General features: G+C 64.1%; 22 protein-coding genes and 1 riboswitch. Of the genes, 18 read left to right on the forward strand and 4 right to left on the reverse strand.

What is annotated here, in order from left to right; all coding sequences use genetic code 11:
* Window positions 1-23 precede the first annotated feature (23 nt).
* From ACNQOP_RS07140 to ACNQOP_RS07160, 5 genes are all read left to right on the forward strand, one after another.
* Window positions 24-1190, forward strand: a complete 1167-nt coding sequence (locus ACNQOP_RS07140) for an NAD(P) transhydrogenase subunit alpha (RefSeq protein ID WP_416403798.1) — start codon at window positions 24-26, stop codon at window positions 1188-1190.
* A complete protein-coding gene (locus ACNQOP_RS07145) occupies window positions 1190-1522 on the forward strand; it encodes an NAD(P) transhydrogenase subunit alpha (RefSeq protein WP_416403799.1) in 333 nt (110 codons plus the stop codon). Before ACNQOP_RS07140 ends, ACNQOP_RS07145 begins: the two co-directional genes overlap by 1 nt.
* Window positions 1519-2892: an NAD(P)(+) transhydrogenase (Re/Si-specific) subunit beta gene (locus tag ACNQOP_RS07150; protein ID WP_416403800.1), complete on the forward strand. Its 1374-nt coding sequence runs from the start codon at window positions 1519-1521 to the stop codon at window positions 2890-2892. The genes ACNQOP_RS07145 and ACNQOP_RS07150 overlap by 4 nt, the downstream gene beginning before the upstream one ends.
* A gap of 91 nt (window positions 2893-2983) precedes the next feature.
* Entirely contained in the window at window positions 2984-3238 is a 255-nt protein-coding gene (locus ACNQOP_RS07155; protein WP_235518444.1) for a hypothetical protein, read from the forward strand.
* A gap of 105 nt (window positions 3239-3343) precedes the next feature.
* Window positions 3344-3691, forward strand: a complete 348-nt coding sequence (locus ACNQOP_RS07160) for a hypothetical protein (protein WP_235518452.1) — start codon at window positions 3344-3346, stop codon at window positions 3689-3691.
* A 157-nt stretch (window positions 3692-3848) separates the two neighbouring features.
* Here the strand turns inward: ACNQOP_RS07160 and ACNQOP_RS07165 are convergent, their stop codons facing one another.
* The 4 genes from ACNQOP_RS07165 to ACNQOP_RS07180 form a co-directional block, all read right to left on the reverse strand.
* Window positions 3849-5669 (reverse strand): alpha/beta fold hydrolase, encoded by a 1821-nt coding sequence (locus ACNQOP_RS07165; RefSeq protein WP_416403801.1) that lies wholly within the window; start codon window positions 5667-5669, stop codon window positions 3849-3851.
* A complete protein-coding gene (locus tag ACNQOP_RS07170; RefSeq protein ID WP_416403802.1) occupies window positions 5666-6265 on the reverse strand; it encodes a TetR/AcrR family transcriptional regulator in 600 nt (199 codons plus the stop codon). The genes ACNQOP_RS07165 and ACNQOP_RS07170 overlap by 4 nt, the downstream gene beginning before the upstream one ends.
* Window positions 6266-6387: 122 nt before the next feature.
* Window positions 6388-6852: a large conductance mechanosensitive channel protein MscL gene (mscL, locus tag ACNQOP_RS07175; RefSeq protein WP_416403803.1), complete on the reverse strand. Its 465-nt coding sequence runs from the start codon at window positions 6850-6852 to the stop codon at window positions 6388-6390.
* A gap of 125 nt (window positions 6853-6977) precedes the next feature.
* On the reverse strand, window positions 6978-7097 hold the full coding sequence (locus ACNQOP_RS07180) for a D-arabinono-1,4-lactone oxidase (protein WP_235518459.1): 120 nt from the start codon (window positions 7095-7097) through the stop codon (window positions 6978-6980).
* A gap of 3 nt (window positions 7098-7100) precedes the next feature.
* On the opposite strand from ACNQOP_RS07180, the gene ACNQOP_RS07185 reads away from it, so the two are divergent.
* The 13 genes from ACNQOP_RS07185 to ACNQOP_RS07245 all read left to right on the forward strand — a co-directional run bounded on the left by ACNQOP_RS07185 (window position 7101) and on the right by ACNQOP_RS07245 (window position 21962).
* Complete coding sequence (locus tag ACNQOP_RS07185; protein ID WP_416403804.1) at window positions 7101-7406, forward strand: helix-turn-helix domain-containing protein; 306 nt, start codon at window positions 7101-7103, stop codon at window positions 7404-7406.
* Window positions 7407-7480: 74 nt separating this feature from the next.
* Window positions 7481-7579: riboswitch (glycine riboswitch) on the forward strand.
* A gap of 148 nt (window positions 7580-7727) precedes the next feature.
* A complete protein-coding gene (gene gcvP, locus ACNQOP_RS07190) occupies window positions 7728-10574 on the forward strand; it encodes an aminomethyl-transferring glycine dehydrogenase (RefSeq protein WP_416403805.1) in 2847 nt (948 codons plus the stop codon).
* A 12-nt stretch (window positions 10575-10586) separates the two neighbouring features.
* Complete coding sequence (gcvT, locus tag ACNQOP_RS07195; protein WP_416403806.1) at window positions 10587-11723, forward strand: glycine cleavage system aminomethyltransferase GcvT; 1137 nt, start codon at window positions 10587-10589, stop codon at window positions 11721-11723.
* A 209-nt stretch (window positions 11724-11932) separates the two neighbouring features.
* The gene (gene gcvH, locus ACNQOP_RS07200) at window positions 11933-12316 is read left to right on the forward strand and encodes a glycine cleavage system protein GcvH (RefSeq protein ID WP_284987454.1); all 384 of its coding nucleotides are present in this window, start codon (window positions 11933-11935) and stop codon (window positions 12314-12316) included.
* Window positions 12313-13632, forward strand: a complete 1320-nt coding sequence (gene glyA / locus ACNQOP_RS07205; protein ID WP_416403807.1) for a serine hydroxymethyltransferase — start codon at window positions 12313-12315, stop codon at window positions 13630-13632. Before gcvH ends, glyA begins: the two co-directional genes overlap by 4 nt.
* 371 nt (window positions 13633-14003) lie before the next feature.
* The gene (locus tag ACNQOP_RS07210) at window positions 14004-15404 is read left to right on the forward strand and encodes an L-serine ammonia-lyase (RefSeq protein WP_416403809.1); all 1401 of its coding nucleotides are present in this window, start codon (window positions 14004-14006) and stop codon (window positions 15402-15404) included.
* A 113-nt stretch (window positions 15405-15517) separates the two neighbouring features.
* Window positions 15518-16525 (forward strand): lipoyl synthase, encoded by a 1008-nt coding sequence (gene lipA / locus ACNQOP_RS07215; RefSeq protein WP_178995563.1) that lies wholly within the window; start codon window positions 15518-15520, stop codon window positions 16523-16525.
* Window positions 16526-16991: 466 nt separating this feature from the next.
* Window positions 16992-17444: a hypothetical protein gene (locus ACNQOP_RS07220; RefSeq protein WP_284987457.1), complete on the forward strand. Its 453-nt coding sequence runs from the start codon at window positions 16992-16994 to the stop codon at window positions 17442-17444.
* Window positions 17445-17545: 101 nt separating this feature from the next.
* Window positions 17546-18397 (forward strand): hypothetical protein, encoded by an 852-nt coding sequence (locus ACNQOP_RS07225; protein WP_416403811.1) that lies wholly within the window; start codon window positions 17546-17548, stop codon window positions 18395-18397.
* 1 nt (window position 18398) lies between these two features.
* Window positions 18399-18914, forward strand: coding sequence for a hypothetical protein (locus ACNQOP_RS07230; RefSeq protein ID WP_416403813.1), 516 nt, complete (start codon window positions 18399-18401; stop codon window positions 18912-18914).
* Window positions 18911-20149, forward strand: coding sequence for a hypothetical protein (locus tag ACNQOP_RS07235; protein WP_416403815.1), 1239 nt, complete (start codon window positions 18911-18913; stop codon window positions 20147-20149). Before ACNQOP_RS07230 ends, ACNQOP_RS07235 begins: the two co-directional genes overlap by 4 nt.
* A gap of 168 nt (window positions 20150-20317) precedes the next feature.
* Window positions 20318-21391, forward strand: coding sequence for an FUSC family protein (locus ACNQOP_RS07240; RefSeq protein ID WP_416404079.1), 1074 nt, complete (start codon window positions 20318-20320; stop codon window positions 21389-21391).
* Between the two features lie 73 nt (window positions 21392-21464).
* Entirely contained in the window at window positions 21465-21962 is a 498-nt protein-coding gene (locus ACNQOP_RS07245) for a MarR family winged helix-turn-helix transcriptional regulator (RefSeq protein WP_235518516.1), read from the forward strand.
* Window positions 21963-22036: the final 74 nt, after the last annotated feature.

Raw genomic sequence — 22036 nt, forward strand, 5'->3', positions numbered from 1 at the left:
GCGAGTTCCGGAGAGGGGTGGCGTTGAAAGCAGGGATTGGGCGCGAGAGGCTCGACGGTGAGCGGCGGGTGGCCGCTACGCCGGAAACGGTCAAGCAGTTGGCGGGCCTTGGACTCGACCTTGAGATCGAGTCAGGCGCCGGCGCTGCCTCCGGCCACAGCGACGACGACTACCGGGCCGCCGGAGCGGCCGTCGTCCAGGCCCTGGACCTTGGGACACTCGACATCTACTGCCACGTGCGCCCCATGGACCCGACGACGGCGGGATCCCTCCAGCGTGGCGCGGTCACCGTGGGACTGGGGTCGCCGTCGTCGGAGTTGCCAACCGTGCGGGCCCTCGCCGCTGGCGGCATCACATCGTTCGCGCTGGAGCTGGTGCCCCGGATTTCGCGGGCCCAGTCCATGGATGCACTGACTTCCCAGGCCCTTGTGGCCGGGTACCGGTGCGTGCTCGAGGCAGCAATGCGTTTGCCCCGGTTCTTCCCGCTCTACATGACGGCGGCCGGAACCATCCCGCCGGCCCGGGTGCTGGTCCTTGGAGCTGGCGTGGCTGGACTGCAGGCGATCGGAACAGCAAAAAGGCTTGGCGCCCGCGTCTCCGCAAATGACATCCGGCCCGCGTCGGCAGACGAAGTAGCGTCCATGGGCGGAACGTTCATCAAGCTTGACCTCGAAACGGCGGAAGCCTCGGGTGGCTACGCCCGGGAACTGAGCGCCGACAGGGGAGCCCTGCAACGGGCACTCCTTGCTCCACACGTTGCCCAGGCCGATGTCCTGATTACTACCGCCGCTGTTCCCGGAAGGCGGGCACCGCTCCTGGTGAGCCGCGAGATGGTCCAGGGCATGCGGCCTGGGTCGGTGGTGATTGACCTGGCGGCAGAGTCCGGAGGCAATGTGGAAGGGAGTATTCCGGGGCAGGATATCCCCGTCCCCACCGGCGACGGCCAGGGCACGGTGACCCTGGTGGGAATCAAGGACCCGGCCTCCGCCATGCCCGCGGACGCCTCGCGCTTGTACGCCAAGAACGTGGCCAACCTTTTGGCGCTCATGACGAGCGAGGGCGTGGTTTCACCCGACTTCTCCGACGAGGTGGTGGCGGGGGCGTGCCTAACGCACGACGGCGCCATCCGGCACGCGCCCACCGCGGAAGCACTTGCAGCACTTTCCCCCGGATCCGAAGGAGCACCCTGATGGACGGCATGAGCCTGTTGACGATTACGGTCCTGGCTGTCTTTGTGGGCTTCGAGGTTGTTTCCAAAGTCTCCAGCACCCTCCACACGCCCCTCATGTCCGGTGCCAACGCCATTCACGGCATCATCCTGGTGGGTGCCATCATCGTCGCCGGGCAGGCTTCTGATCCGTGGGTCCTGGCGGTCGGCCTGCTGGCTGTCGTCCTTGCCACGGCCAACCTGGTGGGTGGGTTCGTGGTGACCGACCGCATGCTGGAGATGTTCCGGGGACGGCCGCGGCCGCCGTCGAGCGCTGATGCCGGGCAAGCCACGGGCAGGGAGGGGCATCGGTGACCCTCCTCAGCCCCACTTGGACTGCGCTGCTGTATCTTGCAGCGGCCGCCTGCTTCATCCTTGCCCTAAAGGGGCTGAGTTCGCCGAAGAGCGCGCGCCGCGGCAACCTGATCGGTGCGTTCGGAGCCGTTGTGGCCGTGGTGGCGGTGTTCTTGTCCGTGAAGCTGGACAACATTCCCTGGATCCTGGGGGCGATAGTGGTGGGTGCCGGTGTTGCCGCCCCGGTGGCCCGCAGGGTGCAGATGACCCAGATGCCCCAACTCGTGGCCCTGTTCAATGGTGTGGGCGGTGGTGCGGCGGCCCTGGTTGCCCTGCTGGAACTGCCGCATACGGAGGATGCCTGGGTTCGCTTGGCCATTGTGTTCACCCTGTTGGTGGGTGCTGTGTCCTTCGCGGGTTCGGCGATCACCTTCGCCAAGCTGCAAGGGCTCATGACCACACGGCCCGTGACGTTTCCCGGGCTGCCCGTCCTCATGGCTGTGGTGCTCCTGGCCGCCGTCGCTGCCGGTGTGGTGGTTATCGCCAGCGGCGCGCCCGGCTGGGCTTTGGTGCTGCTGGTCCTCGGGCTCGGGGCAGGCGTCCTCCTGGTGCTGCCGGTGGGAGGCGCTGACGTGCCGATTGTCATCTCGCTCCTGAATGCCTTCACGGGCCTGGCGGTCGCGGCGTCGGGCCTGGTGCTGGGGAACGTCCTCCTGGTCGTTGCCGGAACACTGGTGGGAGCATCCGGCACCATCCTTACCCGCGCCATGGCATCGGCCATGGGGCGCAGTGTTGCCGGCATCATGTTCGGTGCCTTCAAAGGTGGCTCCACCGCTGGTTCAACGACAGTGAGCGAACGGCCGGTCCGCTCCTCGAGCGCGGAGGACATCGCAGTGCTGCTCGGCTACGCGCAGCGTGTGATCATCGTTCCGGGGTACGGACTCGCCGTCGCCCAGGGGCAGCACACCGCGGCGGAACTTGCCTTGGCTTTGGAGGCCCGGGGGATTGACGTGGACTTCGCCATCCACCCTGTTGCGGGACGCATGCCCGGGCATATGAATGTGCTCCTCGCCGAGGCTAACGTTCCCTACGAGTCGCTGAAGGAAATGTCGGACATCAACTCTGAGTTCAAAACCACGGACGTCGCATTGGTGGTGGGTGCCAACGACGTCGTGAACCCCGCGGCCAAGACCACGTCGGGCTCGCCCATCTACGGAATGCCAATCCTGGAAGTGGCCGACGCCCGGCAGGTGGTGTTCCTGAAACGCTCCATGAGGCCGGGGTTCGCCGGCGTCGAAAATGAGTTGCTCTATGAACCGCAGACCACGTTGCTGTTCGGGGACGCGAAAGACTCGCTGACCAAGGTGTTGGGCGCCGTAAAAGCACTCTGATGAATGCGGACAGCATAACCGCGTCATTTATGCGCCGTTGATGGCACACGTCATGTACAGGAACTGTGTACACCAGGCTAGGAGTCATCGAGTGAAAGACCGTGGGAACGAATCGTTGTTTGGATCACGCCTCGAAACAGCGCGGGGAAAGCGGGTGTCCAACTGGAAACTGCTGGTGGGCCAGGCCGTCCAGATCTGGCGTGGGAACGAGATCGTTGACCAGGGCCAGGTGGAAGCCGTCACTGCTGACGGCAGCGTCCTGTGGCTGACCCAACGGGGAGCGATCGGACGCCGGATGGTCACGAAGGAGCGGGGCGCGGGCCTCTGGGTCCAGCTCATGAACTGACCCCAGAGGCTCGCCCTGTGCGCTCGCCGTCGGGTATTCCGGGCCGTCCGTCCGCGCCCTAAGCTGGGGCGTACCAGCCCAAAGCCTTAACTGAGAGGTTGCGACATGACCGTGAAGCTCAACAAGAAGGCCTTCGAGCACGCCAAGGCCCTGATCCGTGATGGCAAGGTGGCTAAGGACACCCGGGACGACTGGAGTGAGCATGCCCCCTCAACCAAGGACGAGAATGCGTTCCTGGATAAGCATGGCCATGCCGAGTACTCCAAGTGGTTCCTCGGCGTCGACGACGAACACCCGGATGACCAAAAGGGCCACTACAAGTTCCCCATCGGAGACTTCACAAAGATCCACCGCTGCGGTGTCATCGCCGCTGAAAGCCGCGCCGGCCAGAACGATTACGATGACATCCGCGATGCCCTGGGGAAGTTGCTGGACCGGATCGACAAGGACTAGCCGGCAAGCAACCTGCCCCATGCGGGGTCAAGCAGCGGCGCGCCGGCCAGCCTCAGGGCGTGCCAGAGGGTGACCGCCACGGAATCGAGAACGGGTACTCCGGTGCGGGCCTCCACCTCCGCCGTGATGTTTGCGCCGTAGAGGTTGCCGACCGTCGTTAGCAGCTGTAGCTGCGGGTGCCCTGCTCGCGCGAGTGATTCTTGAGGAGGCTGGCGAGAGCGTCGCCGTGGGTCAACTGCGGGTGGTGCCCGGCGCCCGGCACCACAATCAGCTCGACGTTGGGAAGGGACTTGAGCTGCCCGCCCGCATCGGCGGCGAGCGGGTCCTCGCTTCCCGTGATGATCCGGACCTGGCCGCTGAACCGCCCCAGGGCGCCCTGGAGTTCGCTGCGCCACTGCTTGGATCCCGTCAGGGCGAGATGCTGGGCCACCCTCGTGGCACTGCTTCGCTTGAGGTCGGCCACGCTGGATCGGAGGGCATCCGTGCTCGCATCCGTGCCGGTCAGTTGCTGTGACAACCTTGCCGGTCCGACACGTCGCAGGTAGGAGCTGACCAGCGGCCGAAACCTGGACAACGCGGGTGTCGCCGGCTGGAGGAAGAATGGCGCGATCAACGTAAGGGACGTGACCTTCGCGGGCACCCGGTCTGCTGCGAGCACTGCTGCAGCGGCCCCGATCGAATGGCCGATAAGGTCGACAGGTTCCCCCTCCAGCAGGGCGGGCAGCCACCCTTCCCAGTCCTGAACGCCCGCTCCTCCGCTGAGTCCGAGGCCGGGGAGGTCCACGACGCGCGCCCCGATATCAGCCGCCACTCCAGCCCACGTGTCTGCGTTGACCGGCAGGCCGGGAAGGACCAGCCTGTTGGACCCGGCGACGCCCAGTTCGAATGTCCGTATGCCGCCGACGTCCACAAGCCGACGGTCCTCGGCCATGATGGCCCCGAACCGACGCGCGGCCAGGTAATCGGCCCACCGTTCCAAGGACAGCAGCACGTCCGGCATCCGGATTCCGTGTTTGTCGGCGAACTCGATTGCTGACTGCGTTGGATAGCGGTCGGAGGACATGAAGGTAAGCGTCTCGGGATCTGCCTTGGTGATCCGCTCGGGGAGCCGCCTGATGACCCCAACCGGCAGCCTTAGCCGTGGGACCTTCGCGCCAAGATGCCGGCCGACATGCGTGAGCAGGTCCGCCAGTGGCGGGGTGGCGTCGTCGAGAATCCAATAGGCCTTGCCCGCAGCAGCCGAGTCGACCGCGGCAGCCGTCATGAAAGCCGCAAGATAGTCGACCGTAACGACCGGGAGGAACGTCGTTTCGTCTCCTGGCAACGCCGCAACGCTGCCTTCCCAGATCTGTTCGATAGTGGTGGGCAGCCCGATGAGCTGGTCGGATTCCCCGGTCAGGCTGTCGCCGATCAGGCTGGACGGATTGACGATTGTCCAGGGGATTCTGCGTTCCATGGCCAGGGCCTGGAAGATCGCGTCGGATTCCACCTTTGAGGCTTCGTAGGCACCAAGTTCCTCGTAGGCCGCAGCGCGGTAATCCTCTGACCATGGAATGGTGGTTGGGTCCTGTCCGCCGACGCGGTATCCCGACACATGGACGACGCGCTGCAGTTTGGGGAGATCCGTGGCGAAGTCCATCAGCTTCTCGACGATGCCGACGTTCGCGCTGCGTGCCTCGTGGGCGGTCATTCCGAACCGGTAGGTCCCGGCGCAGTTGTGGATCTCGGTGATGTCCGGGAATGCCGAGGGGCCTCCAGTGACGATCCCGGGGGACTCGAAATCGACGATCGTCGTGTTGATGCTCCGTGCCAGGCCGTGCTCCCGCACCCATCGCTCGACACGGGCGCCGGACTCGGCGGTCCGTACAGCCGCCGTGACGTTCGCGCCAGCTTGGGCCAGGGCCAGGACGAGATGCCTGCCAACCAATCCCGAGGCCCCGAAGACCAGGGCGTGGCGGGGGCCTTTAGGTGTTGTCATCGGGTCCTCCCAGTGGTCTCGAGGCGCTGGTTGATGAGCTCTGCCACGACATCAGCGGCCGAAGCCAGGGGTTGGGTGTCCTGCATGGCGCGGGAGACGATCACCGCGCCCTCGATTGTCGACACAATGACCGTCGCCAAGGACCGCGCCTCCTTTGCGTCAATGCCGCTTGCTTCGAGCAGTGCCGACGTGGGTACGATCCACGACTCGAAGGCAGTGGCACATGCCTGCCGCAGCCGCTCGCTCTCAGCGCCCATCTCCAAGGTGACGACGGAGACAGGGCAGCCCAGTTGGAAGTTGCCCTCGCTGACGATCGTCGCCAAAGCCTCAATGGCGGCGCGGGCAGCTTCAGCCGGGCCGCCCGCGGAAGATGCCGCCTCCGCGATCAGGGCCTGGAATTGCGTCGCGGCGAGGTCGACCGCTGCGACTCCCAGGTCCTCCTTCCCGCCGGGGAAATGGAAGTAGACAGACCCCTTGGGTGCGGCGGCATGTTCGATCACAGCGTTCAGGCCTGTGCCGCTGTAGCCGCTGGTCTGGATGAGCTGCAGCATGGACTCTGTAAGCCGTGCCTTCGTCAGGTTTCCTTTGATAGCCACAGGGAAATAATAGACCGGTCTATATATTTTTGTAAATCCGCGCAAGCCCAACGCAAAAACCCGGCCCCTCGTGTGAGGGAGCCGGGTTTTGGGCGGAGCTACTTGTAAAGGCTGTGCTGGCCCTAACGGACGGGGTCGGAGCCGGGCCCTGGGTTGGGCGCGGAAGCGGTACCTGCGTTGCGGGCCGCGGCTGCGTCCTTGAGGAGGTCACGGATTTCGGCGAGGAGCGCCGTATCGGCGGGGAGCGGCTCTTCCTCGGGTTCCTCGGTGGAGAGGCGGTCCTTGACCAGGGAGTTGATCTTGTTCATGGGCGCCACGAAGATGAAGTAGACCACGGCAGCCGTGATCACAAAGGTGATCAGGGCGGTCAGGACGGCCCCGAAATCGACGAACGTGGCGGGGTTGTTTTCCCAGATCTTGAAGCCCAGGCCCTCGGCGTTCATGCCACCGGCAGCGGCGATGACCGGGTTGATGATGTGGTTGGTGAAGGCCCCGACGAGGGCGGTGAAAGCACTGCCGATAACCACGGCGATGGCCAGTTCGATCACGTTGCCGCGAAGGATGAAGTCTTTGAAACCCTTAAACATGGAGTGTCCTCAGCTTGGGTGGGGATGTCTGCCTCAGCAGTGAACAAACTACCATCCCCATGTTTCAACCCGGTGTAACGGGGTAGGGGAGTGCATCACGCCTGCTCCCCTACCCCGTGATGTGCTCAGCCGAACAGGGACCGGGTGTGGTCGTTCAGGAACATTCCGCGGGGATCGAATTCGCGGCGGACCTGGAGGAAAGTGTCCAGTTCCGGGTAGAGGCGTTCCAGGCGGCTGCGGGTCATGAAGTGGATCTTCCCCCAGTGCGCCCGGGGCTCGAATTCCTGGAGCACGCGGCGTTGGTGCGGCGCCTGCTGGGTCCGATTTTCGACTATGAGCAGAGCCAGGACGGTGATCTGACCCGGACTCTGAGGACATATTTGGATTCTCAACGTTCCTGGCAAAAGACGGCTGCGGCGCTGTTCGCGCACCGGCAAACCATCATCTACCGGATCCGGAAAATCGGTGAGTTGACGGGGCTGGACATGGGCGAAACGTCCACGGTTGCGCAGTTGTGGTTCGCACTGCAGATCCACGAAGCGATGCATCAGTAGCCACAGCTTGCTTGCGCTTTTTCAAAACAACCCGCTATGGTGTGAAGCGTGTCACTCACGTGATGCAACGCTTTTGATCTGCGGCGGGAGAGTCCTGCCGGTACATCCAGTCAGGCGCCGTAGGAGCAAATCCTCCCCAGGAATCTCTCAGGCCCATGTACCGCCGCGGTTAGGCAACTCTGGAAAGCAGTCCGGGAAACCGGGCTCACCGACGGTGCAAGCAGGCAACCATTCCTGCGGAATCTCTCAGGTCCAATACAGAGCGGGGAGGAACCCACATCATCGTGGCGCTCAGCAGGCGCCTGAATCATGGAGTTCCTCTTGACTGTTCAATCAACCCCCACCGCGTTCGCGGACCGGCATATCGGCGCCCGCCGCCAGGCCGATGTTGACACCATGCTCAAGGCCATCGGCTATGACTCCGTCGACGGCATGGTGGACATTGCTGTCCCAGATTCCATCCGCCAGGACACTGCGCTGAAGTTGCAGGACGCCCTCACCGAGGTGCAGGTCCTCACTGAGCTGCGCAAGCTGGCTTCCAAGAACAGAACCGCCGTGCAGATGATCGGCCAGGGCTACTACGACACCGTGACCCCGCCCGTCATCCGCCGCAACATCCTCGAATCCCCGGCTTGGTACACGGCCTACACCCCGTACCAGCCGGAAATTTCCCAGGGCCGCCTCGAAGCGCTGCTCAACTTCCAGACCATGGTCCAGGACCTCACGGGACTTCCCGTGGCCAACGCCTCGCTGCTGGACGAAGCTACCGCCGTTGCCGAGGCAGTGCTGCTCATGCGCAGGGCGAACAAGACTGTGAAGGACGGCAAGACCGTCCTGGACGCAGACCTCCTCCCGCAGACCATCGCAATCGTGAAGGGCCGCGCCGAGGCGCTGGGGTTTGAGGTCGAGATAGCGGACCTCTCGGCCGGCCTGCCCGACGGCGACATCAACGGTATTGTCCTGCAGCAGCCTGGCGTTTCGGGCCGCGTTTTCAACCATGCCCCGGTGATCGCCGAAGCCAAGGAACGTGGCGCCTTGGTTACTGTCGCAGCCGACCTGCTGGCGCTCACCCTCATCACGCCCCCGGGCGAGCAAGGTGCCGATGTCGCCGTCGGAACCGCGCAGCGTTTCGGTGTCCCGCTGTTCTTCGGCGGCCCGCACGCCGCGTACATGGCCGTCCGCGACGGCATGGAGCGCACGCTCCCGGGTCGAATCGTCGGCGTCTCCAAGGACAACGCGGGCGTCCCCGCCTACCGCCTGGCCCTCCAGACCCGCGAGCAGCACATCCGCCGCGAAAAGGCCACGTCCAACATCTGTACAGCCCAGGCATTGCTGGCCATCGTGGCCTCGATGTACGCCGTCTACCACGGCCCGGAAGGCCTGAAGTCGATCGCCGAAACCGTTCACGGCCATGCACGAACGCTGGCGACGGCGCTGAAGGCGGCCGGCCGCGAACTCGTGACCGAGTCCTTCTTCGACACCCTCACGGTCCGCGTCCCCGGCAAGGCTGACAAAGTCATCGCCGCCGCCGAAGCCCGCGGCATCAACCTGCGGTTCATCGACGCCGACACCGTGGGCGTCTCGATTGATGAAACCACGACGCCGGAGGTCCTCTCCGCCGTTGCCGTCGCCTTCGGTGCCGGTCCGGTGAAGGACGCGGCGGGCTTCGAGCTGCCCTCGGACGTGGTCCGGACCAGCGATTTCCTGCAGCACCCGGTGTTCAACACGCACCGTTCCGAGACGCAGCTGTTGCGCTATATCCGCAAGCTGTCCGACCGGGACCTCGCTCTGGACCGCACCATGATCCCACTGGGTTCGTGCACCATGAAGCTGAACGCGACCGCTGAGATGGAAGCCATCTCCTGGCCGGAGTTCGCCTCCATCCACCCCTTCGCACCGGACCACCAGACGGCGGGCTGGCGCGAACTCATCGAGGACCTGGAAGCCGACCTCACGGAGATCACTGGCTACCATCAGGTCTCCATTCAGCCGAACGCTGGTTCCCAGGGCGAACTCGCGGGCTTGCTGGCGATCCGCGGCTACCACCTCTCCCGGGGTGACGAGCAGCGCACTGTCTGCCTGATTCCCGCTTCCGCGCACGGCACCAACGCTGCCTCCGCAGTGCTGGCCGGCATGAAGGTGGTTGTGGTGGCGACGGCTGCTGACGGGACCATCGACCACGCGGACCTTACGGCCAAGATCGAAGCCAACAAGGACGTCCTGTCCTGCATCATGATCACCTACCCGTCCACGCACGGTGTCTACGACGCCGACGTCGTTGAGGTGTGCGACGCCGTTCACCAGGCCGGTGGTCAGGTGTACGTCGATGGCGCGAACCTCAATGCCCTGGTTGGCCTTGCCCAGCCCGGCAAGTTCGGCGGCGACGTCTCCCACCTGAACCTGCACAAGACCTTCTGCATCCCGCACGGTGGCGGCGGCCCCGGTGTTGGACCCGTTGCTGCGAAAGCCCACTTGGCCCCGTTCATGCCCGGCGATGCCAACAAGGCCGCCCACGAACCGGGTCATGGCGTGGCGATTTCCGCTTCGCGATACGGATCCGCGGGTGTGCTGCCGATCTCCTGGGCTTACGTGAAGCTCATGGGCGGGCAGGGCCTCACTGAAGCCACCAAGTCGGCCCTGCTGGCCGCGAACTACATCGCTTCCCGGCTGGATGAGCACTTCCCGGTTCTCTACACCGGTGAAGGCGGCCTGGTTGCGCACGAATGCATCCTGGACCTCCGCGAGCTGACGGCACGCACGGGTGTTACTGCTGAAGACGTGGCCAAGCGCCTGATCGACTTCGGTTTCCACGCTCCCACTCTCGCCTTCCCGGTTGCTGGGACCCTGATGGTGGAACCGACCGAGTCCGAGGACCTGACCGAAATCGACCGTTTCATCGAAGCCATGATCACCATCCGTGCCGAGATCGAGCAGGTGGCCAGCGGTGATTTCACTGTCGAGGAGTCGCCGCTGCGCAACGCGCCGCACACCGCTGCCGCCGTCGTGAATTCCGACTGGGTCCGCTCCTACCCGCGCGAGCAGGCCGCCTTCCCCGTCCACCACCTCAAGCAGGACAAGTACTTCCCGCCAGTGGGCCGCATCGACGGCGCAGCCGGCGACCGCAACCTGGTGTGCTCCTGCCCTCCGATCGAATCATTCGAGAACTAAAGGATCCCGATCATGACTGAGAACTACACGGCTCTGTACGAGCAACACAAAAAGGCGGGCGCCTCCTTCACCGACTTCGGTGGCTGGCAGATGCCGCTGAAATACGAGTCCGAGCTCGCCGAGCACCACGCAGTCCGCAACGCCGCTGGCCTGTTCGACCTCTCCCACATGGGCGAAGTCTGGGTCACCGGGCCGGAGGCTGCGGCGTTCCTGGACTACGCGCTGGTGGGCAAGTTGTCCGCGATCGCGGTGGGGAAGGCCAAGTATTCGCTCATCTGCGACACCGACGGCGGCATCATCGACGACCTCATCACGTACCGGCGCCCCTCGCCCGAAGAAGGCGTGGACCAGTACCTGGTGGTTCCCAACGCGGGCAACGCCAAGATCGTCGCGCAGGCACTTCGCGAACGTGCAGCCGGTTTTGACGTTTCCGTGGAGGACGCCTCCGCCGAAACTTCACTGATTGCCGTGCAGGGACCCAACGCCGAGGGCATCCTGCTGAAACTGGTCCCCGGTGAGCAGCACGCGCTGGTCACCGAGCTGAAGTATTACGCGGCCGTTGAGGTTTCGATCAACGGGCAGGACCTGCTGCTGGCACGCACCGGGTACACCGGCGAAGACGGCTTCGAGATATATGTCCCGAACGTCGACGCTGCCGTACTGTGGGAAGCCCTCCTTGAAGCCGGTGAAGGCCAGGGTCTCATCCCGGCCGGGCTCGCCGCCCGCGACTCCCTGCGCCTCGAAGCCGGAATGCCCCTGTACGGGAACGAGCTCTCCCGCCATCTGAATCCCTACGCCGCCGGACTGGGACCCGTGGTTTCCCTGGCCAAGGAGGGTGATTTCGTGGGCAAGGAAGCACTCGCCGCGATCAAGGCTGCGGGTGTCGGATCCGCTCTCGGCCAGAAGCTCGTGGGGCTCAAGGGTGCAGGCCGTCGTGCCGCCCGTGGGCACTACTCGGTCCTCAAGGACGGTTCCCTGATCGGTGAGGTGACCTCGGGGCAGCCCAGCCCGACGCTCGGTTACCCGGTCGCTTTGGCGTATGTCGACGTCGAACATTCCGTCGTTGGCACTGTGGTGGACGTCGACCTGCGCGGTAAGGCCGAGCCGTTTGAAGTCGTGCAGCTGCCCTTTTACAAGCGTCACAAGTAGCCCCGATCTTCGGGACCGCCGACCTCTGCATGCTCGGTCGCATGGGCGCCCGCTGGGCGGACGCGACGCTCCCTTGGACGCATGCTGCCGGTCGCCGGACCCGAACCGTTGTGGATGGTGGCGCTGTTTGAACCCCTAAGCGCTGGTTGATGTGTCAACCTGCTGCGGGTGATCTTGAAAAGTTTCAGTTAGTGAGAGAAGGAACCGGAATGAGCAAGGTAGTTTCTGAATTGAAATACTCGGCTGAGCACGAGTGGGTTGCCGCCGATGGTGGCGGGCCGGTAGGCATTGGGATCTCCGCCGTCGCTGCGGACGCACTGGGCGACATCGTCTACGTTGACCTGCCCGAGGTCGGTTCCACTGTGACCGCAGGCGAAACCTGTGGCGAAGTTGAGTCCACCAAGTCGGTCTCCGATCTGTACTCGCCCGTCACCGGCGAGGTCACCGAAATCAACGACGCCGTTGTTTCCGACCCCGCCCTTATCAACAACGATCCCTACGGTGCAGGTTGGCTGTTCAAGGTGGCCGCCACCGAGGAAGGGCCGCTTATGTCGGCCGAGGAATACGCTGCAACGAACGGTGGAGAACTGTGAACCCTGTAACTGTCACTGAATACCAGCAGGTTGTATCGGCGTCGTTGGATGCCCAGCTGTCCGAGCTGGACCCTGAGATTGCGGTAAAGATCGACGCCGAACTGGGTCGCCAGCGTGACGGCCTGGAAATGATCGCCTCCGAGAACCACACGGCCGTAGCCGTGATGCAGGCCCAGGGCTCGGTGCTGACCAACAAGTACGCCGAGGGCTACCCTGGCAAGCGTTACTACGGTGGCTGCGAGCACGTCGACGTGATCGAGCAGCTCGCGATCGACCGCATCAAGTCCCTGTTCGGCGCCGAGTTCGCGAACGTCCAGCCGCACTCCGGCGCGCAGGCCAACGCTTCGGTGATGCACGCGCTCATCAAGCCGGGCGACACCATCATGGGCCTGAACCTCGCCCACGGTGGCCACCTGACGCACGGCATGCGCATCAACTTCTCCGGCAAGCTCTACAACGTGGTCCCCTACGGCGTACGCGAGGACACCCACACTGTGGACATGGCCGAAGTTGAAGCGCTGGCGCAGGAGCACAAACCGGCACTGATCGTAGCTGGCTGGTCCGCATATGCGCGGCAGCTGGACTTCGCTGAATTCCGCCGGATCGCTGATTCCGTCGGGGCGTACCTGATGGTGGACATGGCTCACTTCGCTGGCCTGGTGGCCGCGGGGCTGCACCCCTCACCCGTTCCGCACGCCCACGTCACCACCTCCACCACGCACAAGACCCTCGCCGGTCCGCGCGGCGGAATCATCCTGTCCAACGACGCCGACATCGCCAAGAAGATCAACTCTGCCGTGTTCCCGGGCCAGCAGGGCGGACCGCTGGAGCACGTCATCGCCGGCAAGGCTGTTGCGTTCAAGATCGCTGCCTCGGAGGAGTTCCGTGAGCGCCAGGAACGCGTCCTGGCAGGTTCCAGGATCCTCGCCGAGCGCCTGGTCCAGGACGACGTTGCCGCCAAGGGCATCTCCGTGGTGTCCGGTGGAACCGATGTGCACTTGGTGTTGGTGGACCTGCGCAACTGCGAGCTCGATGGCCAGCAGGCCGAAGACCGCCTCGCCGCGATCGACATCACCGTCAACCGCAACGCAGTTCCCTTCGACCCGCGCCCGCCCATGGTCACCTCCGGACTGCGGATCGGAACCCCGGCGCTGGCAACGCGCGGATTCGGGGAAGCTGCGTTCCGGGAAGTTGCCGACATCATCGCCGAAGCGCTCATGGCCGACGCCGATGCGGACCTTTCGGGGTTGCGTCACCGCGTCGATGTCCTCGCGAAGGGACACCCGCTGTACCCGGGAGTTGCGAACCTGGGCTGAGCCTCGCGGGTCCCGTGGGGTGCCGACATCCTCCGCGTGCTCGGTCGCGAAAACGCCCGCTGGGCGGACGTGACGCTCCCTTGGACGCACGCTTCCGGATGCCGCCGCCCCAAAGGGCCCATGGTCTAGGCACCGGTTTGGGGGCCGGACAAGCGGGTTCGTTTGTTTGGAAAATGGGTCCACCTGCCGGGGGTGGGCTCGTGATGATCTCCCGGGTGTGGCATTTGCTGGGAACGAATGCCACACAGCTATACCGGGTTTGGGGGTTCGCACTGGGACCTCCACGGGGGCCGGGCCGGCCTTGGCTCGGGATTTGGCCCGGCCCCACCTTGTTGTTTGTTTTCTTCTCCTCCCTGAAAGGGATCACGGCTATGGCTGTTGGTGTTTTCGATTTGTTCTCCGTGGGCATTGGTCCGTCGAGTTCGCATACGGTGGGCCCGATGCGTGCCGGGGCGGTGTTCGCCCGGGAACTTCGTGAATCCGGCGTGCTGTCCTCTGTTGCAGGGTTGCGCGTTGATCTCTACGGCTCCTTGGCTGCCACGGGCAAGGGGCATGGGACGTTCACTGCGACCCTGTTGGGGCTTGAGGGTTTTGAGCCGGAGTTGATCCTTCCCGATGAGGTGGAGGCACGGTTGGCGTCGATTGCGGAGACGGGGAAGCTCAACCTCGCCGGTGAGGTTCTGTTGCCGTATGCGGTGGAGGATATGGTGTTGCATCCGTTGACGGTGTTGCCGCGGCATACGAACGGGATGAAGTTTGCTGTCTCCGATGCCGGGGGGAACGTGCTGAAGGAGGCGACGTTTTTCTCGGTTGGTGGTGGGTTCATTGTCCGTGAGGGTGAGGAGTCCGCGGCGCAGGCGGAGTTGGAGGAGTCCAAGAAGGAGTTGCCGTTGCCGTTCCGGACGGCGGCGGAGTTGTTGGGCCGGTGTGCGTCCAAGAGTTTGGGGATCAGCGACATCATGTTCATCAATGAGCGGGCGTCCCGGTCCGAGGAGGAGATCCGGGAGGGTCTGCTGCATATCTGGGCTGTGATGGAGGCTTGTGTTGAGACCTCGTTGAAGCGTGAGGGTGTGTTGCCGGGTGGGTTGAAGGTCCGTCGTCGTGCGCCGGATTGGTTGGAGCGGCTCCTGAAGGAGGACAAGGACCGGAACGATCCGAAGTACTGGCAGGAGTGGGTGAACCTGATCGCGTTGGCGGTCAATGAGGAGAACGCTTCCGGTGGGCGGGTGGTGACGGCTCCGACCAATGGTGCTGCGGGGATTATTCCGGCGGTGTTGTATTACGCGTTGAATTACGCCCCGGGCATGGACAAGGCCACTCAGCAGGACCGGGATGATGTGGTGGTGAAGTTCCTGCTCGCTGCCGGTGCGGTGGGTGTGTTGTATAAGGAGCAGGCCTCGATTTCGGGTGCTGAGGTGGGTTGTCAGGGTGAGGTGGGGTCGGCGTCGTCGATGGCTGCTGCGGGGTTGGCTGAGGTGATGGGTGGTTCCCCGGGTCAGGTGGAGAACGCGGCGGAGATCGCGATGGAACATAATCTGGGGTTGACGTGTGATCCGATTGGCGGGTTGGTGCAGATTCCTTGTATTGAGCGGAACGCGATCGCTGCGGCGAAGGCGATCAACGCGGCGAAGATGGCGTTGTGGGGTGACGGGACGCACCGGGTCTCGTTGGACGAGGTGATCGTGACCATGCGTGAAACGGGCAAGGACATGTCCCACAAATACAAAGAAACAGCGATGGGCGGCCTCGCCGTCAACGTCGTCGAATGCTGAAAAACGCCCGTTGTGAGGCCTGCTTTGCCGCCTAAAACCCAGGCAAAGCACGCAGAGCAGGCCCCGCAACGCACTGCCGCAAGAAGATTGAAACCCAAGAACGAAGGAACGTCATGACACTCGCACCTGAAGGCCGTAAGTTGCTGCGCGTTGAGCAGCGTAACTCGGCGGTACCGGTTGAACGTAAGCCTGAGTGGATCAAGGCCAAGGTCCAGATGGGTCCTGAGTTCGTTCAGCTCAAGAACCTGGTGAAGAAGGAAGGCCTGCACACGGTCTGTGAAGAGGCCGGCTGCCCGAACATTTTCGAGTGCTGGGAAGACAAGGAAGCGACGTTCCTGATCGGCGGGTCCGAGTGTACCCGCCGCTGTGATTTCTGCCAGATCGATACCGGCAAACCTTCCCCGGTGGACATGTTCGAACCCACGAAGGTGGCCCGCTCGGTGCAGGCCATGCAGTTGCGGTACGCCACGGTGACCGGTGTGGCCCGTGACGACCTGGCCGATGAGGGTGTGTGGTTGTACGCCGAAACGGTGCGGAAGATCCACGAACTGAACCCGGGCACCGGGGTGGAGTTGCTGATCCCGGACTTCTCCGGCAAGCCCGAGCACATCGCGGCGATCTGTGATTCCAAGCCCGAGGTGTTCGCGCACAACGTCGAGACGGTGCCGAGGATTTTCAAGCGGATCCGGCCGGCGTTCCGGTATGAGCGGTCGCTGGATGTCATCACGCAGGGCCGGGATCTGGGCATGGTGACCAAGTCCAACCTGATCCTGGGCATGGGCGAGACCCGTGAGGAGATTTCCGAGGCCCTGCGTGACCTGCACGCCGCCGGGTGTGACCTGATCACGATCACCCAGTACCTGCGCCCTTCCGAACGGCACCTTCCGGTGGACCGGTGGGTCAAGCCGCAGGAGTTCGTGGACCTGCAGCACGAGGCCGAGGAGATCGGCTTCCTCGGCGTCATGTCCGGCCCGCTGGTCCGCTCCTCCTACCGTGCCGGGCGTCTGTGGGCCACCGCGATGCGCAAGAAAGGCTGGGAAATCCCCGCCGCCCTGGCCCACATCGAGTCCTCCGGCACCACCCGCCAGGAAGCCTCCACCATCCTCGCAGCCCACAGCTAACCCCCCCCGGACGCGCTCCCTTGCCGGCACCCGTCGTGGCTATTTAATGCCGTGACATAGGGGAGTAGTGTCGCGCCAGCGAAGAAAAAGGTTCGAACACCAGCGCAGTTTTTGCTCAAGACAGCCACAAAGTTTGCGCACCCACGCTTAAGCGGCTTCCCAAAGAGGCGTCAGGGCGCCTGTCCGCACTGTGGACAGCGGCCCCCGGAAGCAGGTACCTGTCCCTTGCGCTGCCAGCGATCGCGCGAGGGACAGCAAGTAGTTCACCACTGAAAACTGAGTACCTGCATGGCTCGTGTGGGTATTCCGGGGCCGATGTTCGGATGAAAAAGAGGCGTACACCGGATCGTAGCCGCGGGGCGTGTGCGGCATGAAGCATGGGTGACATCGCTTCATCCGCCACCCTCGGCCGGATGGTGGGGGTTGCCCAGCGGCTCCCGAAACCGATCAACCAAGGAGCTACATCATGCGCAAACTTTCCAAGAAGAGCCGGGTCACCGCCGCAGTCGCAGGCGTCGCGTTGGTGGCGGTGGGTGGCGGAGCTGCCTACGCCTACTGGACCACCACAGGTTCGGGCAGCGGCGCGGCAACCAACTCGGCCGGTGGCGGTACCGTCACCCTTCACGCGACCTTCGCAGGCGGACTCGCTCCGGGCAACTCCGTCCCGGTTTCCTACACCGCGGACAACTCGACGACGTCCAGCACCGTGGTGGGTGCCCTCAGCGCGAATGTGACCACCAACGTGGCGGGCTGCCTTCCCGCATGGTTCGAGGTCACCGCTGTAACGACCAACAGCCCCGTCGCAGCAGGCGCCACCGGAACTTCCGTAGGCAGCGGCGTCCTGAAGTTCAATGACAATGCCGTCAACCAGGACGCCTGCAAGTCCGCGATCGTCACGGTCAACGTCGGCAGCCTCTAGGCCGTCACGAGCCGGGGGCCACGTTTCACACGACGGCCCCCGGCTCACCTTTGCACCTCAACGCCTCCAACGCCCCAAGCAATCGTCCGAAAAGAGCCTCCATGGACCACCGGCCAGAGCGCACCGCACCGTTCCAGCGAGCAGGAATCCCACTCCGTGCCCTGCTGCTTGCACTGGTGGTGGCCGTGGTACCCGTTGCGGCCCTGGCAGCGAGCAACGGGCAGGGCAATAGCCAGGGCAACGCCGCAGCCAGCGTCAAGGGGATCACTGTCACGCTGTCCCCCTCAAGCCGCACCGTGGACCAAGGACAGTCCGCAACCTTCACGGTGTCCGCCACCTCAACGGGGGGCTTCACTGGTCCGGTGACGTTCACCGTGACCGGACTGCCGGCTGGAGCGGCAGCCAGCGCCGCGCCGTCGTCGGTTAACCTCACATCAGGGAGCACTGCCCAGACGACCCTGACCGTATCCACCGCGACTACCACTCCGGCGAACAAGACGGATTTCACTGTCAAGGGAACCAGCGGAGCAACGGTGTCGAACGCGGCGCCCGGCCAGTTGCAGGTGCTGGAAGTTAAACGCACTTTCGGGGTGACGGGGACGGTGAACGGGCTTCTGGCCCCGGGCATTTCCCGCGCTGTGGACCTCCAGATCTCCAACCCGCAGAACAAGAGCATCGCGGTGACGGACCTGTCCGTGGTGATCAGCCAGGTGGTCCGGACACCGGCAGCCGTGGCGGCCAACCTGCCGTGTACGACGGCGGACTACCAAGTCACCCAGTACTCGGGGGCGTACCCATTGACCGTGGAACCGGGCACCCGCTCCCTGTCAGGCCTTGGCGTGGCCCAAGCCAAGTGGCCCCAGATCAAGATGCTCGACACCAACAAACTGCAGGACGGTTGCAAAGGCGCGACCCTCCAGCTCACCTACACAGGCACGGGACAGGCGAACTGACATGAAGACGACAGTCCGAATCCCCCGCACCCCCAGCACGGGGCGCCTTGCACGAACGGCAGCGGCCACCGTAGCGCTTTGCCTCCTGGGCGGTGCCGGCTCCGCCTACGCCTACTGGGCGACTACCGGGGCTGGATCCGGCGCAGCAACCAACGGCACCATGCAGACCGTTACGGTGAGCGCCCTCGTCGCGGGCGATACCCTGCAAACCAGCTTGGTGCCCGGTGGAACCGCCGACGTCATCCTGAGGGCCAGCAACCCCAACCCTCACCCGGTGACCATCTACGGAGTCTCCGGCAACGGCCCCGTGACCGCCGATTCCAGCCACTCCGGCTGCACCACCACCGGCGTTACCTTCACGCCACCCGCGGCACCGCTGACGCCGACGGTCACTATTCCCGCGAGCAGCTCAATCCTGCTCACGCTGCAAGGCGCCGCAAAGATGGACGTCACCTCCATGTCGGCCTGCCAAGGAGCCCAATTCGGCGTTCCCGTCACGTTGGAGGTACGAAAGTGAACCGGAAACGCACAGTCCCTGTCACTGCCTTCGGCAAGTGGAACCGCCTTGCCCTGGTGATGGCGGGAATCCTCCTCGTCTCGTGGGGCGGCCCGGCAGCCAGTGCATTCTGGGGTTCCGTAGGCACTGGTTCCGGCGCATCAGTAGCCGACGCCGTAGCCCAAGGAGCCAAGCCCACCACCGCAGTTTCAGGCGCCAACGTCACCGTCTCCTGGGCGGCCAGTACGACGGCGGCAGGCCGGCCCGTGGGCGGCTACAGCATCGCCCGCTATGGAACAGCAACCGGCGGAACCAAGGTGCCAGCGACCGGTGGCTGCGGCTCCAGCGTCGCAGGACTAAGTTGCATTGAAAGCAATGTTCCTGCGGGGACCTGGTACTACTCTGTGACGCCGATGCTCTCCCTCTGGCAGGGCACTGAAAGCACACGAAGCGTTGGTACCACCCCGGTCACCGACACCACTCCGCCCCTTGCTCCCGTGGTGACGGCTCCGACCTACGTACATCAGGGCAACGTCACCAACGTTCCTGTTGGTGGCACCGCGGAAGCCAATTCAACAGTGGTCCTCACTGTCACAGGCAGCGGGGCCGCAGCAATCACCCAAAACATCACCACCTCCGGGGCCGGTAACTGGAACGCTGCGCCGTTGAACCTCAGTGCTTACAACCCGGGCACCATCACCTTCTCCGCCAAGGCAACTGACGCGGCGGGCAATACGGGACCGGCGGGCACGGCGACATCAACCAAGGACGTTTCGTCTCCCACGGTCACGGGAGTGCTGTTGACCAACGGTGGGACTGCGGGGACCGTGGACAAGGGTGACAAGGTGACACTGACGTTCTCTGAGCGTCTCAGTGGAAGCTCGATGTGCAACACCTGGGCCAACGCACCGGCGACTTTGACCGGCAATGGAGTCGTTACGGTAAAGGTTGACGCGGACAGCAACCTCACCGTGACCAGCACCGCCTGCACCGTCAATCTGGGAAGTGTCTACCTCGGCGCAAGCTACACCACAAAGGACCTGACCTTCTCCGGAAACGGCCAGGGCGGCAACATGTCCACCGTGGCTTGGGATGGTAACGGCACCATCGTCATCACGCTGGGCACAGCGAGCGGTAGTGGAACCACGGGACTCGCGAACGCCGTCCCCGTCTACACCCCGGCAACGAACATCACGGACATCGCAACGAACCCGGTTGTCCCCGGCGGAGTCAGCGGCACACCCTCCCGTTTCTGATCCCTCCATCGATCCAACGCAGTACGTCACAGATAGTGCCCCTCAGCGTGATGAGGGGCACTATCTGTGCCTGATCCCCGGGTAGCCCAGCGCTCGGAGCGTAACCTTGAAGCGGACGCCAGTGCCGCCGTCGTACGTTTGATCCTGCGACGAAAGGCGAGCCGCCCTTTGAAGGCTGTAGCGGAAATGTTCACGATGGGTCCGGGGAACAAGGACCACCATCCCGCCCTACGCTGCGCCGTAGGGGTGTTCGTGCCGCTGATCGTTTTGACGCTGCTGGGGCGGCTGGATCTGGCCGTGTTTGCGTCGTTTGGGGCCTTCACCGGAATCTATGGGCGCAATGAACCGCACAGCGTCCGTTTCCGCAGCCAACTCCGGGCTGGCGGCTTCATGCTTTTCATCATCCTTTGCGCCACGTTGTTGGCCCGTGGGGAGCATGCGTGGGGCCTGGACGCCAACTCGTATTCCTGGCTCCTGATCGTTGCGACCACCATCGTGGCCGGCGCCTGCTCCGTAGTGGTAGCTGCCTGGCGACTCCGCCCCGGCGGCTCCCTCTTTCACATTTTTGCTTTTGCCGCGATCGCTTCGATACCCACGCAACCGCCTCTGTGGGAGGCAATGCTGGTGGCAATCCTGACCACGGTTTTCTGCCTGTTGGTAGGGATGTCGTCCCGCGTGGTCAAAAGCCACCGGACGCCATGGAAGAAACCGCCGCGCATCCGGCACACGCCTGCCGAACTGCGGGCCATCTGGCTTGAAGGAGGTGGATACCTGGTAGCGGCCGGGCTCGCGGGGACCTTGGCGACGCTGGTGGGCCAACAGCTTGGCTTTGGCCACACGTACTGGGCCATGGTGGCAGCCGTGGTGCCGCTGGTGGGCCATTCCACCCGGCATCGGGTGAGCCGGGGCATCCAAAGGATCGCGGGAACGGTGCTTGGCCTGGTGCTCCTGGCAGGCATCCTGTGGCTCAATCCGGCTCCGTGGGCCATGGTCCTGGTCATAGCGGCGTGCCAGTTCGGGGCCGAGATGTTCATTGCCCGGCAGTATTTCATCGCACAGCTCTTCGTCACCCCGCTTGCCTTGATTGCCACGCTCCTCGCCGCGCCGGTGGACCCGAGTCTGCTCCTCCGGGACCGGATCATCGAGACCGTCATAGGTGCCGCCGTCGGTGTTGCAGTCGTGGTGGCCCCGGCAGTGTGGCGACGTGTACGGCTGCGCCAAGTCTCGTTCAGCGAACGGTAGTCCGGGATCTTCGCTTCATGGACTAGTATCAATTGGTTAGACAATCAAGATACATGTCTACCAAAGGACTGGTGTGAGCGACAAGGATGAACGCAAGGGATATTGGTACGGGCTGGAGAGCCGTAAGCAGATGGGCGCCGTGGACGTCCTGAACGCACTCAGGGACTACCGGACGGCCGAAGCTGACATGCGGCGGCGAACGCGCGCCTCGATGGGCATGGGGGAGACCGACCTGATGGCGTTGCGGTACCTGCTTGAAGCCGAGCGTGCCGGCCGGGAGGTGGGCCCGAAGGAGTTGGCGGTACGGCTTGGGGTGACCTCGGCCTCCATGACGTCCTTGGTGGACCGCCTGGTGAGGTCCGGCTACGTTACCCGAGAGCCCCACCCGACTGATCGTCGAGCCCTCATTCTCCGCCCGACGCCGGGGTCGGAACAGGAGGTCCGCAGCACCTTGGGCGACATGCATTCGCGCATGATGGAAGCCGCCGAAACGCTGAGCAGCAAAGACTCCGCGGTGGTGGTTGAGTTCCTTCGGCGTATGCGCAAGGCGATCGACAGCGTCTCCTCCTGAAGCTGAGTTGGACATTATTGATAAGTACACATATAACTAGATAGCCAAGCTACTTACTAGGGAATGTGTGGGCA

Source organism: Arthrobacter sp. LFS091 (genome assembly GCF_047977885.1).
Classification (GTDB): Bacteria; Actinomycetota; Actinomycetes; order Actinomycetales; family Micrococcaceae; genus Arthrobacter.